Source organism: Nostoc sp. JL31, assembly GCF_017114965.1.
Taxonomy (GTDB): Bacteria; Cyanobacteriota; Cyanobacteriia; order Cyanobacteriales; family Nostocaceae; genus Nostoc; species Nostoc punctiforme_A.
Genome location: NZ_JABXKO010000014.1, coordinates 106,093 through 120,967, shown reverse-complemented (window position 1 = coordinate 120,967; position 14,875 = coordinate 106,093). Strand labels below are relative to the sequence as shown.

14 protein-coding genes and 1 pseudogene are annotated in these 14,875 nt (G+C 42.1%); 9 read left to right on the top strand and 6 right to left on the bottom strand.

Annotated features, from left to right (window positions below; genetic code table 11):
* Nucleotides 1–30: 30 nt before the first annotated feature.
* From HWQ43_RS01745 to HWQ43_RS01735, 3 genes and pseudogenes are all read left to right on the top strand, one after another.
* Nucleotides 31–426: pseudogene (locus HWQ43_RS01745) on the top strand (element excision factor XisH family protein); the annotation flags it as partial.
* 17 nt (nt 427–443) lie between these two features.
* The gene (locus HWQ43_RS01740) at nt 444–746 is read left to right on the top strand and encodes a XisI protein (RefSeq protein WP_292729656.1); all 303 of its coding nucleotides are present in this window, start codon (nt 444–446) and stop codon (nt 744–746) included.
* 306 nt (nt 747–1,052) lie between these two features.
* A complete protein-coding gene (locus tag HWQ43_RS01735) occupies nt 1,053–2,198 on the top strand; it encodes a hypothetical protein (protein WP_292729360.1) in 1,146 nt (381 codons plus the stop codon).
* 219 nt (nt 2,199–2,417) lie between these two features.
* Here the strand turns inward: HWQ43_RS01735 and HWQ43_RS01730 are convergent, their stop codons facing one another.
* The 5 genes from HWQ43_RS01730 to HWQ43_RS01710 all read right to left on the bottom strand — a co-directional run bounded on the left by HWQ43_RS01730 (nt 2,418) and on the right by HWQ43_RS01710 (nt 7,039).
* Entirely contained in the window at nt 2,418–3,821 is a 1,404-nt protein-coding gene (locus HWQ43_RS01730) for a ferredoxin:protochlorophyllide reductase (ATP-dependent) subunit N (protein ID WP_163939065.1), read from the bottom strand.
* A gap of 176 nt (nt 3,822–3,997) precedes the next feature.
* Nucleotides 3,998–4,792 (bottom strand): DUF5331 domain-containing protein, encoded by a 795-nt coding sequence (locus HWQ43_RS01725; protein ID WP_292729356.1) that lies wholly within the window; start codon nt 4,790–4,792, stop codon nt 3,998–4,000.
* Nucleotides 4,793–4,824: 32 nt separating this feature from the next.
* Nucleotides 4,825–5,691: a ferredoxin:protochlorophyllide reductase (ATP-dependent) iron-sulfur ATP-binding protein gene (gene bchL, locus HWQ43_RS01720; protein ID WP_012410753.1), complete on the bottom strand. Its 867-nt coding sequence runs from the start codon at nt 5,689–5,691 to the stop codon at nt 4,825–4,827.
* A 641-nt stretch (nt 5,692–6,332) separates the two neighbouring features.
* Nucleotides 6,333–6,587, bottom strand: a complete 255-nt coding sequence (locus tag HWQ43_RS01715) for a TIGR02450 family Trp-rich protein (RefSeq protein WP_099103731.1) — start codon at nt 6,585–6,587, stop codon at nt 6,333–6,335.
* 68 nt (nt 6,588–6,655) lie between these two features.
* Nucleotides 6,656–7,039, bottom strand: a complete 384-nt coding sequence (locus HWQ43_RS01710) for a hypothetical protein (protein WP_292729352.1) — start codon at nt 7,037–7,039, stop codon at nt 6,656–6,658.
* A gap of 383 nt (nt 7,040–7,422) precedes the next feature.
* Between HWQ43_RS01710 and clpB the strand changes: the two genes are divergently transcribed.
* Nucleotides 7,423–10,041, top strand: coding sequence for an ATP-dependent chaperone ClpB (gene clpB / locus HWQ43_RS01705; RefSeq protein WP_292729349.1), 2,619 nt, complete (start codon nt 7,423–7,425; stop codon nt 10,039–10,041).
* A 99-nt stretch (nt 10,042–10,140) separates the two neighbouring features.
* Here the strand turns inward: clpB and HWQ43_RS01700 are convergent, their stop codons facing one another.
* Nucleotides 10,141–10,707 carry an SRPBCC family protein gene (locus HWQ43_RS01700; RefSeq protein WP_292729346.1) on the bottom strand — a complete coding sequence of 189 codons (567 nt, stop codon included), beginning with the start codon at nt 10,705–10,707 and terminating at the stop codon, nt 10,141–10,143.
* A gap of 422 nt (nt 10,708–11,129) precedes the next feature.
* Between HWQ43_RS01700 and HWQ43_RS01695 the strand changes: the two genes are divergently transcribed.
* The 5 genes from HWQ43_RS01695 to lpxD all read left to right on the top strand — a co-directional run bounded on the left by HWQ43_RS01695 (nt 11,130) and on the right by lpxD (nt 14,565).
* Entirely contained in the window at nt 11,130–11,324 is a 195-nt protein-coding gene (locus HWQ43_RS01695; RefSeq protein ID WP_292729343.1) for a hypothetical protein, read from the top strand.
* Between the two features lie 139 nt (nt 11,325–11,463).
* Nucleotides 11,464–11,628, top strand: a complete 165-nt coding sequence (gene rd, locus HWQ43_RS01690) for a rubredoxin (protein WP_292729340.1) — start codon at nt 11,464–11,466, stop codon at nt 11,626–11,628.
* Between the two features lie 51 nt (nt 11,629–11,679).
* The gene (locus HWQ43_RS01685; protein ID WP_292729653.1) at nt 11,680–12,921 is read left to right on the top strand and encodes an NAD(P)/FAD-dependent oxidoreductase; all 1,242 of its coding nucleotides are present in this window, start codon (nt 11,680–11,682) and stop codon (nt 12,919–12,921) included.
* A 266-nt stretch (nt 12,922–13,187) separates the two neighbouring features.
* Nucleotides 13,188–13,379, top strand: a complete 192-nt coding sequence (locus HWQ43_RS01680) for a hypothetical protein (protein WP_292729337.1) — start codon at nt 13,188–13,190, stop codon at nt 13,377–13,379.
* A 133-nt stretch (nt 13,380–13,512) separates the two neighbouring features.
* The gene (gene lpxD, locus HWQ43_RS01675) at nt 13,513–14,565 is read left to right on the top strand and encodes a UDP-3-O-(3-hydroxymyristoyl)glucosamine N-acyltransferase (RefSeq protein WP_292729334.1); all 1,053 of its coding nucleotides are present in this window, start codon (nt 13,513–13,515) and stop codon (nt 14,563–14,565) included.
* Nucleotides 14,566–14,875: the final 310 nt, after the last annotated feature.

Genomic DNA, 14,875 nt, shown 5'->3' with positions numbered 1-14,875 from the left:
TGGAATTAAACTTGTGTTAAAGATGCTTTTCATACAGTTGTTAAAACAGCACTTGAAAAAGATGGCTGGTTAATCACTCACGATCCTTATGCTCTCCAGGCAGGAACCCTTGAATTATATGTTGATTTAGGAGCAGAAAAAGTTATTGCAGCCGAAAAACAAGGACAAAAAATAGCTGTTGAAATTAAAAGTTTTCTAAGCCCGTCAAAAATCACAGAACTTTATGCTGCATTAGGACAATTTATTATTTACCGAATTGCTTTACAAAAACAAGAAGCTAATCGTACCTTATATTTAGCAGTTACTAGTACTGTTTACAATGAGTTTTTTATTCTTCCATTTATCCAATCTGTAATTAAAACTAATCAGCTCTGTTTACTAATTTATAATATTGAACAGGAGGCGATTGCAGAATGGCAAAGCTAGAATAATATCGAAAATATATTAAGATTTTGCTAGAACAACACGCTAGTACTGTTTGGGATAATCGCATTCAAGCAGAGACGATTTTTGATACAGAACACGATCGTTATCAATTAGTTTATGTAGGTTGGCGCGAGCAAGACCGCATATATGGCCCTGTTCTCCATTTAGATATTATTGACGAAAAAATCTGGATTCAGCAAGATGGCACAGAGGTAGGAATTGCTAATGAATTGGTTGAATTAGGTGTCCCAAAAGAGGATATTGTTTTAGGTTTTCAGTTACCATCGGTGCGTAAATACACAGATTTTGCTGTTAGTTAAGGGTGGGTTTCAAGCCGCGTTCAATAGTCACTTTTAAGGCTTTTGACAATAGTTTCAGCCATTTTCTGCCAGGTTGCCTTTTACTTATGATTGTATCTGCGATCGCTCTGCATCTTCTGGTTAAAAAAGAGCGATCACTTTTCTTTCTTGGCGTCTTGGCGGTTCGTTAAAAAGAGCGATCGCTATTAGACAGAATAGAACTCAAATTGGGAATACTGAGTAAAGTGCGGTTATTTGCTGCGGAGAATCCAAGCGACTTTTTGCCAGATATAGCCCTACTGAGTATTTATCAACTTGGAAAAGATTATGACTTTACCAGTAACAGTAACCTTTATGCTTGCTGATTGGATCATTAAAGGAATTGCAGATGGAACATTGGAAAGGGTTGGAGGTGTAATCCGAGAAGTAGGAAGCAAACATATCGTTACGTGGTTACGGGAGCAGGGATCTCCTACAGAAAATCAGTTAGGGAAAATTGGGCGAAGTATGCTACTAACTCAAGGAATTTTGCAGGTAACTAGTGCAGTCAGTATACTTAACCTGGGTGTCTCAGTTATAGGCTTTGCTGTGATAGCACAACGCTTAAAAGAATTAGAGCAACAGCTACAACAAGCACAAAAACTGTTAAATCACATTAATCGTAAAATCGATCTTAGTTTCTATGCTAATTTTCGTGCTGCAATTGAATTAGCAACTAATGCCTTTACGATGACCAAAACTGAAAATCGTAGAAGTAGCGCACTACAAGCTATTAACCGCTTTTTAGAAGCAGAGCATATTTATACTGAATTTGCTGATATCGAAATTGAGCAAAAAAGCCAAATTGCTGATGAATATCTGCTGACTTTATCTTTAGCCTACCTAGCTGAAGCACGTTGTTATCTTGAATTAGAAGAACAAGAAACCGCACTTCGCCGCTTCCAAGAAGGGTCAATAGTTATTCGTTCTCGTATTCAGAAATATGTTAAGCTTCTGCTTACTTTGAACCCAGCAGTATACTTACAGCCTCAGTTCAGAGGTCAGATTGATTTGCGGAGGCTAACCCGAATTTACCAATGGCTCGACCCAACTTTGAATGAAAATGCAGTCTTTGATATGCAACGTATGAATCTATTCATGTTGGCTAAAGATCCGAATAACGCGAAGTGGGTAGAATCGATACCAGCAGCAATTTGGGATTCTAAAGTAGATTGGGTAGGCAAAGCAATTTGGGATGATCCTAAGCCGCAGATTTATGCACGTCTTCCTAAAACTTTGGAGCTAGTAGAATCTATGATTGAAACCAATCGCCGTTTTGAATCTTACCAAACAGAAGTACAAGCAATATCCCAATTAGGAATCAGCTTTCATGACTGGCTTAAATTAACTCCATCTACAGAAATTAAACCAGACGGTGCAGAATTAATGTACATCATTCCATCCAAACCTTTAGAGTTACAGCCTTCAATCTGATATCCAATCCGGTAGCATCTAAATGATTAAAAAACCGCAGAGACGCTGAGGGCACAGAGGGAGAGGAAAGAGGAATAATTCCGATAAAATGGATTTGATATGAATTAAGTTCTCTCTTTTCCTCTGTGTTCTCTGCGCCTCTGCGGTTCGTAAAAAAAGGCGAACCCGAAAGTTCGCCCGTAACATAGTATTATGCTGTTGCTCAATCCAAACTCAAATCTAAATCTTCGCTTCTTCTCTCACCAACTTATCCCAACCTAAATCTTTCAAATTATTATTCCGACGCAACGGACGAGTCACCAACTCTAACATGTCACGCGCATTCGTAAAGCCGTGAATTTGAGCAAAAGTGAACTCCACCGACCACTTAGTATTAATACCACGTGCTTCCAACGGATTAGCGTGAGCCATACCAGTAATTACCAAATCTGGTTTCAACTCATAAATCCGTTGAAGTTGATTGTAATTATCCGGCTTCTCTACAATCCTTGGCAGGGGTGAATTCATTTCCTGGCAAGTTTTCTCCAACAATGCCAACTCAGCAGCTTGATAACGCTTATCCATGTAGGGAATGCCGATTTCGTGAACAGTCATCCCGCAACGGATTAAGAATCTTGCTTGGGAAATCTCCAGCAAGTTATCACCCATGAAGAATACAGACTTACCGCGAATCAGTTTCACGTAATCTTCCAAGCCTGCCCAAATTTGGGCTTCCCGTTCATCCAAACCCTTGGGAGTAATACCAAACACCGAGCAGATTTTCTCAATCCAAGCGCGAGTACCATCGGGGCCAATGGGGAAGGGTGCGCCAATGAGTTTACACTTGCGGCGGCGCATTAAGGTGGTAGCTGTGCGGCTGAGGAAGGGGTTGACACCAGCGACATAATACCCTTCTTCCAGTACTGGCAATTCTGTGAAGCGCTTCGCGGGTAGCCAGCCGGAAACTTTGATGCCTTGTTTCTTCAGTTCCAAGGTTAACTGAGTAACTACGGGGTCGGGAAGGGAGCCAAAGAGAACTAGTGGTGGATGATCTACGTACTCAGATTCATCTTGGGCAACATCTTCTTTCTTCTTACCAAAGTTGAGTAATTTAGCGATCGCATTACGTTCACTTTTCTCTGTTTCCGCCACAGGAGCCTTATCAGGGCAACGGTTAGCCATTGCTGCCAATACCGTGTCTTCCCCTTGGGTGAAGGCGTAATCTAGACCATTTGCCCGCGCTACAACGATGGGAATCCCGATTTCAGATTCCAACTTCGGTGCCAAGCCTTCTAAATCTGTTTTGATAATTTCGGTGGTGCAAGTGCCAATCCAGACAATTACACTCGGATTGCGATCGCGTTTAATTTGCAAGCACAACCGTTTTAACTCTTCATAATCACTCAGCTGTGCCGAAATATCGCCCTCTTCCAACTCTGCCATTGCATAGCGGGGTTCAGCAAAAATCATCACCCCCATCGCGTTTTGCAGGAAGTAGCCACAAGTTTTTGTCCCAATCACCAAAAAGAAGCTATCTTCAATTTTTTGGTATAACCACGCCACGCAGCTAATTGGGCAAAAGGTATGGTAATTCCCGGTTTCACATTCAAAGCTTAAAGCTTCTGGTTGTTGAGCGACAGTCATTTTGGTTTTTTCTCCCCTTGATATTTAATGGCAGTTCAACCAATTTCAGATTTTAGATTGATAATTTTGGATTGAAGGTTGGGACAACAAAAGTATCCGCTGTCTAACGACAATTTCCCTAATTCCTCATCCAAAACCCCAAATCTAAACCTTAAAATTGCGAAGAACGGCAATAATTAAGCGTTGGGGAAGAGGCGGGCAATTTCTGATTCATCAAAAACGCCTGCTGGCAGTTCTTCCCCCAAAAAATCGTTACTTTCTTCAGCCTTTTGTAAAGCTGTTTCATCACCCCAGACATCTGATAACACGTCTTTAAACGCATTCTCATCTAGCGGAATATCTCCAAGCCCCTCGTCTTCGTCTTCATCCAGCTTTATTTCCGTTGCAGCTGTTGTATCGAAAGCAATTTCCCCAAACTCATCTGCTTCTAAACTAGAGCTTTGGAAAGACTCATCTATTGAGTTGTGTCCGTTGGTTAAGGAAATATCGCCAAAGCCATTTTCCGTTTCTTCCAACTCGCTGATTCTCAGGCTTTCATCCTCAGAATCCCCCATTGCGAACTCTTGAACTACCGCCACCGACGCAAAGCCATTTGTATGAGCGTGTGTCAATGTTTCATCTTCAGGCTTTTCATCAATGACAGTTGCTGCTGCTTCTACGTATCTCTCTACTTCTGGGTTGATGACGAAGCGATTACCGAGAGCTAAATCTGGGTCAAAATGCAAATCCAGCACCTCAATTAGGGTATCGGCGTCAGGATTAAGTTTGGCAAAGGGCAGCATTAACTGCGCTAGTTTTGGCTCTAGGGCGTTAAGAACTCCCAGGATGAGGTAGGAAGGTGGTCGCTTCCCGCCATCAGGGGTGTACACCGATTCCACTTCCATGTGGAGGGTAATCCAGTCTCGATTATTCTGGAAAAATTGCAACCACTTTTGCTTTATTGAATCCGTAAAGCTGTTAAAGAATGCCATGTTATTGTCCCCCATCCTGAGAACTTGGTGATTTATACAATCATCAAGTCTAGTTCTTCTTCTGAATTAGGAACCTGGGGTTTACCCGGATTTAGATAAAAATCGGACAACAAAGAGAACAACTCCCGATCTGGTGTGTCGTTAGGTACAACACCTTCGGGACGCGCCAGAATTTGGTCGGCGATGTTGAGATAGTAGTCGCAAACGTAGTCTAGGGAAGGATCTTGCTCTGCCATTTCAAACAAAGTCTTACCTTTCACACGGGAAACACGGATATCTTCAATTAAAGGTAAAACTTCTAGAACTGGCATGGGCACTGCTTCTATATATTTTTCAATCAAGTCGCGCTTGGAGGTGCGATTGCCAATTAACCCCGCTAAACGCAGTGGGTGAGTTCTTGCTTTTTCGCGGACTGAAGCAGCGATCCGATTGGCAGCAAATAAAGCATCAAAGCCGTTGTCTGTAACAATCAGGCAGTAATCTGCATAGTTGAGTGGTGCTGCAAAACCACCGCAAACTACGTCACCGAGAACGTCAAAGAGAATTACATCGTACTCATCAAAGGCGTTGAGTTCTTTAAGTAATTTTACGGTTTCACCGACTACATAGCCGCCACATCCAGCACCCGCAGGTGGTCCACCAGCTTCTACGCAATCAACACCGCCGTAGCCTTTATAAATTACATCTTCTGGCCAGACATCTTCGTAGTGATAGTCTTTTTCTTGGAGGGTGTCGATAATTGTGGGAATCAAAAACCCAGTCAGGGTGAAGGTGCTGTCATGCTTCGGGTCGCAGCCAATTTGCAGCACTTTCTTGCCACGTTTAGCTAGGGCGACGGATATATTACAGCTAGTTGTGGATTTACCGATACCACCTTTTCCGTAGACTGCTAGTTTCACTGTTGTTTCCCTCTTATAGCTTCTTGTCAAACTTGTGGCTCAAACATTTGCCTTCACCTTTCCTGAGATGGCGATGCGTGAGGTCTGTTGATGTCATTATTGGGCAAATTACCTAGAAAAGAAAGCGGCTCCTAATCTGAAAAACGGTCTTATCAAATGAATTAAAGCTTAATTATGTCTATTTGGATTTTTATGAGGCTTAAAGACTTTAAAAGCTCTCAAAAGAGCCATTAAAAAATTTTATTACTTATTTTTATAAAAAGAGTTACAAAAAACAAAAATCTGAAATCTGCTTTTTTGAATGCTTTTCATAGAATTAGCTGATGTTTTTACAACGTGTTTTCAAGGCATTGGGGCGCAGGGTCAAGGGGAAAGAGAGGTATATGCAGCCTGATCCTGGAAATACTACTGGAATTTGCGTTAGCGTAGCTCACCGAAGGTATCGAAGATAAATCGCCAGTTTTCAACCTATAGCTAAGACTGTTTAGTTGCTGCTTGAGAGTAAGTTAGTGTGATTTTGTAAAAATTTATTAAATTACCAGATATTGTCTAAGATTATTAAATTATTTCGGCTGCCGCCTGTGAACAGGGCGGCAGCCTATTAATGGGCATTTTCAGGCAGATACTGGGAAGGAGGCAAATCAGGACACTTCAGTTTCAAGTCCGTGGATTTCCTGTAATGTTTGCCAGCCAGCTTGCCACTGGGAGTTATCTTGTAATAATTTGGCATTTATCCAAAAACGGACTTTCGGATCGCAAGCAGCAACCATTTCGGCGTAAACCCACTTAGCCTGATTTTTACGATTGACAACTTGGAAGTGCCGCCAGCCATCAACTTTTTGCTGTGCTGTCCATTTAGAACCAACTAGGTAAGGAAATTTTTGTTTTTTAGTCATTTGTTATTCGTCATTTGTCATTTGTCATTGGGAAAACACTTTCTTTATCCCAAATTTCCAATATGCAATTAAGATGTCAACAAATCGCCGTTACGGGTAAACTTTTGGCAATGCAACTCATTATCTTGCTGGACACATAGCGAAAACCATCTAATATGACTCCAGCAGGTATTGATGCTGTTGGTAATTTTGCGCTTTTTCTTGGAAAGGCGTTGCCTTACAACTTCATTAGGGCAAAGAATTTCTAACGTGCCTGTACCATCTTCGTAATTGACGATGCGAAATAGACAGTCTTGCAACATAGCACGGCTGCTGCTGTCGAAGAACCGCTTAAATCGCTGTAGCTTTTCCCCTTCGCTCATTTGGCTGATGGGTTTTATTTTCAAGAAATCTTCATCCTCAAAGTCAAAGTCATCATCTTCAAAGTCGTAGGGGTCAATCATTTTCAGCATCCACTAAGCGACCTGGGATTATGGTAACTCTGTGTGGGGGCAGGAGGAGAATGGTGGAAGCAAGGTAGAAAAACTTTAATACGAGTGAGTGTACGCATTGAGCCAACCATCGTTGTGAATACTGCCAAGCCCCTAAACGATCATTTCGATTTGATGCAAGTTTAGGTATAGGGTTAAGTACAATAATTGAGAATTGCCCATAGGAAATGGGAAGTACGGGAAAATACGACTTTTACAAGACGTGAACACCGATCTAGGCGATCGCTATCCTGTTCATACAATATCTATATATCTATTGAGATGAGAGCAGAAATTTTCTTTACTTGGTGTTCTGGTGGTAGCCTGCGACAAGCCACTACACCTTTACGTTCCTGAAAAAGCCTATGCAACCTACTAATCCTAACCAATTTACAGAAAAAGCCTGGGAAGCGATCGCCCACACCCCGGATATTGTTAAACAATATCAACAACAGCAAATTGAAAGCGAACACCTGATGAAAGCGCTGCTAGAACAAGATGGTCTAGCAACAGGGATTCTCACAAAAGCGGGTGTTAACCTCCAAAAACTGGGCGATTACACTGAACAATTTTTCCAACGTCAACCGAAAGTATCAGGTAATAGTACCTCAGTATACTTAGGACGCAGCTTAGATACACTTCTAGATCGAGCAGACGGATATCGCAAAGAGTTTCAAGATGAATATATTTCAATTGAACACTTATTGCTGGCTTACGCTAAAGATGACCGCTTTGGCAAAGCTTTATTCCAAGAGTTTCGTTTAGACGAAGGCAAACTCAAAAATATTATTAAACAAGTTCGTGGGAGCCAAAAAGTGACCGATCAAAATCCAGAAGGCAAATACGAAGCACTGGAAAAATACGGGCGTGACCTCACCGAAGCCGCGCGTAAAGGTCAACTCGATCCAGTAATTGGGCGAGATGATGAGATTCGTCGCACTGTGCAAATTCTGTCTCGCCGCACCAAAAATAATCCTGTGCTAATTGGTGAACCAGGTGTTGGTAAAACTGCGATCGCTGAAGGATTAGCACAGCGCATTATCGCAGGTGATGTACCTCAATCCCTCAAAGACCGTAAGCTAATTGCTTTAGATATGGGTGCTTTGATTGCAGGGGCAAAATTCCGGGGTGAATTTGAAGAACGCCTGAAAGCAGTATTAAAGGAAGTTACTGAATCTGGCGGCAATATTGTTTTATTTATTGATGAAATTCACACCGTTGTCGGCGCTGGTGCAACCCAAGGCGCGATGGATGCGGGTAACTTATTAAAACCGATGTTGGCGCGGGGAGAATTGCGTTGTATTGGGGCAACAACCCTGGATGAATACCGCAAATATATCGAAAAAGATGCTGCATTAGAAAGACGTTTCCAGCAGGTTTATGTCGATCAGCCTAGTGTAGAAGATAGTATTTCGATTTTACGCGGGTTGAGAGAACGTTATGAAAACCACCACGGGGTGAAGATTTCTGATAGTGCTTTAGTTGCAGCAGCCGTATTGTCGAGTCGATATATTAGCGATCGCTTCTTACCAGATAAGGCAATTGACTTGGTAGATGAAGCCGCCGCGAGATTGAAAATGGAGATTACCTCCAAACCAGAAGAACTCGACGAAATCGATCGCAAGATTCTGCAATTGGAAATGGAGAAGCTATCGCTGCAAAAGGAAAGCGATGCTGCTTCTCGCGAACGTCTAGGAAGACTGGAAAAAGAAATTGCCGATCTCAAAGAAGAACAAAAAACTCTGAATACTCAATGGCAGTCTGAAAAAGATATCATTGACAAAATTCAGTCTGTTAAAAAAGAGATTGAACGGGTTAACTTAGAGATTCAGCAAGCAGAACGCGACTACGATCTTAACCGCGCTGCGGAATTGAAATACGGTAATTTAACCAGTTTGCATCGTCAATTGGAAGGAGTAGAAGCTGAATTGGCCAGCACTCAAAGAAGTGGGAAATCACTATTACGCGAAGAAGTCACAGAAGCTGATATTGCCGAAATTATTTCTAAATGGACAGGAATTCCGATCAGTAAGTTGGTGGAATCGGAGAAAGAAAAACTGCTGCATTTAGAAGATGAACTGCATCGTCGCGTAGTTGGACAAGAAGAAGCAGTCACAGCAGTAGCTGATGCAATTCAGCGATCGCGGGCTGGATTAGCCGATCCTAATCGTCCCATCGCTAGCTTTATTTTCCTTGGGCCGACAGGTGTGGGTAAAACCGAGTTGGCGAAAGCGCTGGCGGCGTATATGTTCGATAGCGAAGATGCGCTGGTGCGAATCGATATGTCTGAGTACATGGAGAAACACGCCGTCTCTCGCTTAATTGGTGCGCCTCCAGGATACGTGGGTTACGAAGAAGGCGGACAACTTACAGAAGCGATTCGTCGCCGTCCTTACTCAGTGATTCTCTTCGACGAAATCGAGAAAGCACACCCTGATGTCTTCAATATCTTCTTGCAAATTCTTGATGATGGTCGCGTCACTGATGCCCAAGGTCATAAGGTGGACTTCAAAAACGCTATTATCATCATGACTAGCAACATCGGTTCGCAGTACATTCTTGATATCGCTGGGGACAACAGCCACTACGATGAAATGCGCCGTCGCGTCATGGAAGCAATGCGAAATAGCTTCCGTCCAGAGTTCCTGAACCGGATTGATGAAATCATCATTTTCCACGGTTTAGATAAGAAGGAATTGCGGCATATTGTGCTACTGCAAGTGGAAAGATTACGTCAAAGATTGAGCGATCGCAAAATATCTCTCAAACTATCGGATTCTGCACTTGACTTTTTAGCAGAAGTAGGATATGACCCAGTGTATGGGGCGCGTCCACTGAAGCGGGCGATTCAGCGAGAGTTAGAAACTCAAATTGCTAAATCCATCTTGCGCGGCGAATTCAACGACGGCAACACCATCTTTGTAGATGTGCAAAATGAAAGGTTGTCGTTTAGCCGTTTACCAGTTGAAGTTTTTACCGGATAATTACACCTGATAAATCACACACAAAAACCCGTTTTCTGACAGAGAGCGGGTTTTTGAATTATCTATAGGTAAAGTGAGTGAAAATCCAATCAGTAATGCCTAAACTTTTGATTGAGTCTTACACATAACTTGTCGCATTTTACGCATATTTGCAGGCAACTCTAAATTCATCGCTTGTTGAATAAAAATAGATGGAATCGGAATTAGAGGTGTCGCTTGCACAGTATAAGCAAGTATTGTGCCATTACCACAATCTTGTAATTCTAAATTGGCGTCAAAGTCCTCAAAAGTCCCATTTACCATGCGAAATTGGATTTGCTGCCCTAGCACTTCTACAACATTGAGGTAAATTTCCACTTGAGCCGTGAAAAAGAAGAAGGCTTTTTGTGCTGCTTGATACAGACGTTTAACTTCACCTTTATGTATTACCTCACTCTTGGTGATATCGGGAAAATATTGCACCCAGCGGGGATAATCAGTTAATTGCTGCCAAACGTGCGATCGCACCATCGGCAAATACATCCAGGCTGTCACCGCGCCACCCGATAGCTTGTGCGATCGCGTTTCTACTAAAATTTCACCCTGTACCAGTAACTTTTGCTTGTCTTGACTCCAAGCCATATCTGAACCTGCAATAATTGAATCTGATATATAAGACGCAGACATAATGATTAAGTTACTCCTCAACTCATCCACCTAAATAAAGTTGCAACTACAAGCCATAAAACTTGATTTAGATCCAACCCATTATTAAATTAGTTCCAGTTTAATACTTATCTTTTCCGGAAAGGATGATTTTTTGCTCATCATTTCAGTTACTTTACTGGAAAAACTGTGTTTCTTATCACAATTAACATAATTAATATTTCAGTGAGTTTTGTCAAAGTAATACTTGTAGATGAAAAACTGCGTTGTTAACAGCTAGAATGGCACAAACACGATTTAACATCAAGTACCTTACCCTAACGTTTGGATAGTATCTCTCGGTTTTTACGTGTTATTTCTGATGAAACTATAACTTCATCGTAACTTCATATTTTAATTATCAATATCAAGTGTAATGTCTGTTGAGTTGAGAGGAAAATTAGGTGAATCAATCTTCTTTAAATCGTAGATTAATCCAGATTTTTGGTACACTTCTCGGCATTAGCGTTGCCGTCTGGGTACTGAGAGGTATTGGTATTCTCACTTTTATCCCAGGTGGAATTATTTGGCTACTGCTACTTGGGGCGATCGCGATCGGAATTATCAGTTACGCCCAAAGGACATGGTGGCGTTTTTAGTCATTTGACTAATGACTTTGCGAAGCGGTTTGATTTTCATGCCGTAGTCTCGTTTAAGAATTGTAGCTTGCCTATTTTGACCACTGCCAAAAGTATTTAATAGGGAAGCAATGCCAAGAATTTACGAGGGTAAAGGAACATGGGAAAGTATAAATGTACTGTTTGCGGGTATATATATGACCCAGAACAAGGCGATCCAGATAGCGACATAGCACCGGGAACAGCCTTTGAAGATATACCAGAAGATTGGTCATGTCAAACTTGTGGTGCGACAAAAGCCGACTTTGAACCTGATGAAGAGTGAAAATAACAGCTAGCCTAGAAAGTAGGTGCTGTAAAAGAGACATTTTTGAAATTGTTACCGTTACAAATTGTAGTTATTGGGGGTGGGGCAGCAGGATTTTTTGGCGCGATCGCTTGTGCTAAAGCCAATCCTGATGCCCAAGTTACTTTACTCGAAGCCAGTCGTCAACCCCTAGCAAAAGTGCTAATTTCTGGTGGCGGACGCTGCAACGTCACTCACGCTTGTTTTGAACCGGAAGAGTTAGTGCAAAATTACCCCAGAGGTGCAAAAGCTTTGCGGGGTGCTTTGACTCGGTTTGGGCCTCAAGATACAGTAGCTTGGTTTGCTGCTGGTGGAGTCTATCTCAAAACGGAAGCTGATGGCCGGATGTTTCCTGTCACCAACACTTCAGAAACCATTGTGGAATGTCTAATTAAATCGGTAGCGAAAGCTGGGGTAAAACTCCGTATCGGTACACACGTAACTTCGGTGAGAACCGCAGCAGACGGGGGTTTTGATATTCTTCTGAAGTCGGGAGAGACAATTAAATGCGATCGCCTACTTTTAGCGACCGGCAGTAGCCTTGCAGGTTATAAAATTGTTCGAGAGTTAGGTCATCAAATTGAACCGCCAGTACCCTCGTTATTTACTTTTAATATTCTCGATCCTAAGCTGCGGGAATTAGCTGGAGTTAGCGTTAATCCTGCTCAATTGCGCTTATCTGCGGGCGGAAAATCCCAATTGCAACAAACTGGGCCATTGCTAATTACCCACTGGGGTTTGAGTGGCCCCGCTGTTTTGAAGCTTTCTGCTTGGGGTGCGAGAGTTCTGCACGAAAGCCGCTATCAAGCCACATTATTGATTAATTGGCTGCCTAATTTGCACCAAGAACAAGTGCGAGAAAAAGTTTTAGCCGTTAAAGATGAATGGGGAAAGAAAGCGATCGCATTGCATCGTGGAGTCGATCTACCCCATCGTCTCTGGCAATATATCATTGCCCGTGCAGGTATTACCACAGAAGACCGTTGGGCAGAAATATCTAGTAAAACCTTAAATCAACTGGTGCAAGAACTTAGTCAGGGACAATACTTAATCAACGGCAAAGGAGCCTTCAAAGAAGAATTTGTTACCTGTGGCGGTGTCAAGCTCAAAGAAGTCAACTTCAAGACAATGGAAAGTCGGTTAGTTCCTGGTCTTTATTTTGCCGGAGAAATCTTAGATATTGATGGCGTTACCGGTGGGTTTAACTTCCAAAGTGCTTGGACAACCGGGTATTTAGCAGGGGTAGCAATGGCGACTAGCCAGCCGATCTAAAATTGATGGATTTGGAGTGACACAAAGACGCGGAGATTTTTCTCCGTGTTAACCCGAACCCATTTACCAGTTCTTTAGGAACAAGCGATCGCTACTTAATGGGACTTAGACAAAAAGTAACTACAAAAAACCCTCAAATGTATATACAGAGAGATTTTGACATCGTTTTGCGTAATTTATTGATATATCTGGGTTTCAAGCATTTTTGAGTGTTTGGTGTATTTTCCTTGCCCTGCATGGGTTTGAGGCTTGTTTATGGCTCAAAAATGTTTAAGTCCCGCTATGGCTGCTTGATTTGCGGCAAACAAAACCGTTATTGCCAGCTTTTTCAACTTCATCACTATGGTGAAACGATCGCCACGGAAGATAATCAACGCCTTAAGACGCTATTGAGAGAAGATTCAGTGAAAGTAGACTCATCTTTACAACCAGAGACATCAACAGAACAATGTCGATGAAGTAATCCAAACTGAAGCGAAGCTAGGAAGGGTCTGATTGTTTCATCACTACGCGTCTACAAAATTATTGTATTGGAGCATAAAGAGGGAAAATTATCTTGCGATTGTAGATCAATTTTGAACACACCCAACAATGAAATTCAGCGAAATTCTCCGTCAATTTGGTGACGCGGCCACCAATCATAGCCTGACTAGCAACCCAGACCAAGATCCAGAAATTACAGGGGTAGCAGCCATTGATGAAGCTACCATCGGTACCATCGGTTACGTAGAAAGTGCAAAATTTAAATCTTTTGTCGGCAATACCAATGCTAGTGCTTTAATTTTGCCCCAGGACGAAAAATTACAGGCGCTTGCACAAGAGAGGGGTATTGTCTGGCTAGCGACCCCAGATCCGCGATTATTGTTTGCCAAAGCGATCGCACTTTTTTATCAACCATATCGCCCTACCCCAGAAATTCATCCCACTGCTGTGATTCACTCTACCGCAAAAGTTGGTAGTGATGTTTATATTGGTCCCCATGCAGTGATTCAACAAGGGGTAGAAATTGGTAATGGTGCAATCATTCATCCTAATGTAGTGATTTATCCAGATGCTAAAATAGGCGATCGCACCACCTTACACGCCAACTGTACTATCCACGAACGCACCCGCATCGGTGCAGATTGCGTCATTCACAGTGGTGCTGTCATTGGTGCAGAAGGCTTTGGTTTTGTTCCCACCCGGACTGGTTGGTTCAAAATGGAACAATCAGGCTATACAGTCTTAGAAGATGGCGTGGAAGTTGGCTGTAACACTGGCATTGACCGCCCAGCAGTCGGAGAAACACGAGTAGGTCGAAATACAGTAATTGATAGCTTAGTGCAAATAGGTCATGGTTGCCAAATCGGTTCTGGTTGTGCGATCGCAGGTCAGGTTGGCATGGCGGGAGGGGTTAAACTGGGAAATCGCGTTATTTTAGCTGGACAAACAGGAATAGTCAATCAAGTGAAGATGGGAGATGGGTCGATGACATCTGCTCAAACTGGGATTCACAGCGATGTTGCACCAGGAGAAATTGTCTGCGGAACTCCAGCCCTTCCTTACAAACTATATCTCAAGGTATGTGCTGTTTATGGTCGCCTACCAGATATGTATCAATCGCTAAAACAATTGCAACGTCAATTCAAAAATAGCAATGATTAAGCTGAAAGTTATCTAAATTACATAACCAAATTCAAAATAACTCTTGTGGGGCGTGAATCTTGCACGTCCCATTCTGTATTCATGTTTAAGCGTATTTTCTTTTTATTTCTATTGATAGATGACAGAAAAGCTATTTAATGATAAATAAGCAACTTTAGAAAGTTGTAGAAAAAAGTAAAGATTTAGTTAATGATTCTTTTTTCTTTGCGTATAAAAAAATAAAGGGCTAAAATCTTTATTAGGACAAAGCACGAACTTGTACGGAATTTTTTAACCAAAGAGAGTAACAAATTAGTTAAAACAACTGTGC

Excerpts from the sequence above, each read along its gene's own strand:
- clpB (WP_292729349.1), top strand. The coding sequence starts at position 7,423 with ATGCAACCTACTAATCCTAACCAATTTACAGAAAAAGCCTGGGAAGCG.
- HWQ43_RS01725 (WP_292729356.1), bottom strand. The coding sequence starts at position 4,792 with ATGGCATTCTTTAACAGCTTTACGGATTCAATAAAGCAAAAGTGGTTG.
- HWQ43_RS01680 (WP_292729337.1), top strand. The coding sequence starts at position 13,188 with ATGTTTAAGTCCCGCTATGGCTGCTTGATTTGCGGCAAACAAAACCGT.
- rd (WP_292729340.1), top strand. The coding sequence starts at position 11,464 with ATGGGAAAGTATAAATGTACTGTTTGCGGGTATATATATGACCCAGAA.
- HWQ43_RS01730 (WP_163939065.1), bottom strand. The coding sequence starts at position 3,821 with ATGACTGTCGCTCAACAACCAGAAGCTTTAAGCTTTGAATGTGAAACC.
- HWQ43_RS01735 (WP_292729360.1), top strand. The coding sequence starts at position 1,053 with ATGACTTTACCAGTAACAGTAACCTTTATGCTTGCTGATTGGATCATT.
- HWQ43_RS01710 (WP_292729352.1), bottom strand. The coding sequence starts at position 7,039 with ATGCTGAAAATGATTGACCCCTACGACTTTGAAGATGATGACTTTGAC.
- lpxD (WP_292729334.1), top strand. The coding sequence starts at position 13,513 with ATGAAATTCAGCGAAATTCTCCGTCAATTTGGTGACGCGGCCACCAAT.
- HWQ43_RS01715 (WP_099103731.1), bottom strand. The coding sequence starts at position 6,587 with ATGACTAAAAAACAAAAATTTCCTTACCTAGTTGGTTCTAAATGGACA.
- HWQ43_RS01700 (WP_292729346.1), bottom strand. The coding sequence starts at position 10,707 with ATGTCTGCGTCTTATATATCAGATTCAATTATTGCAGGTTCAGATATG.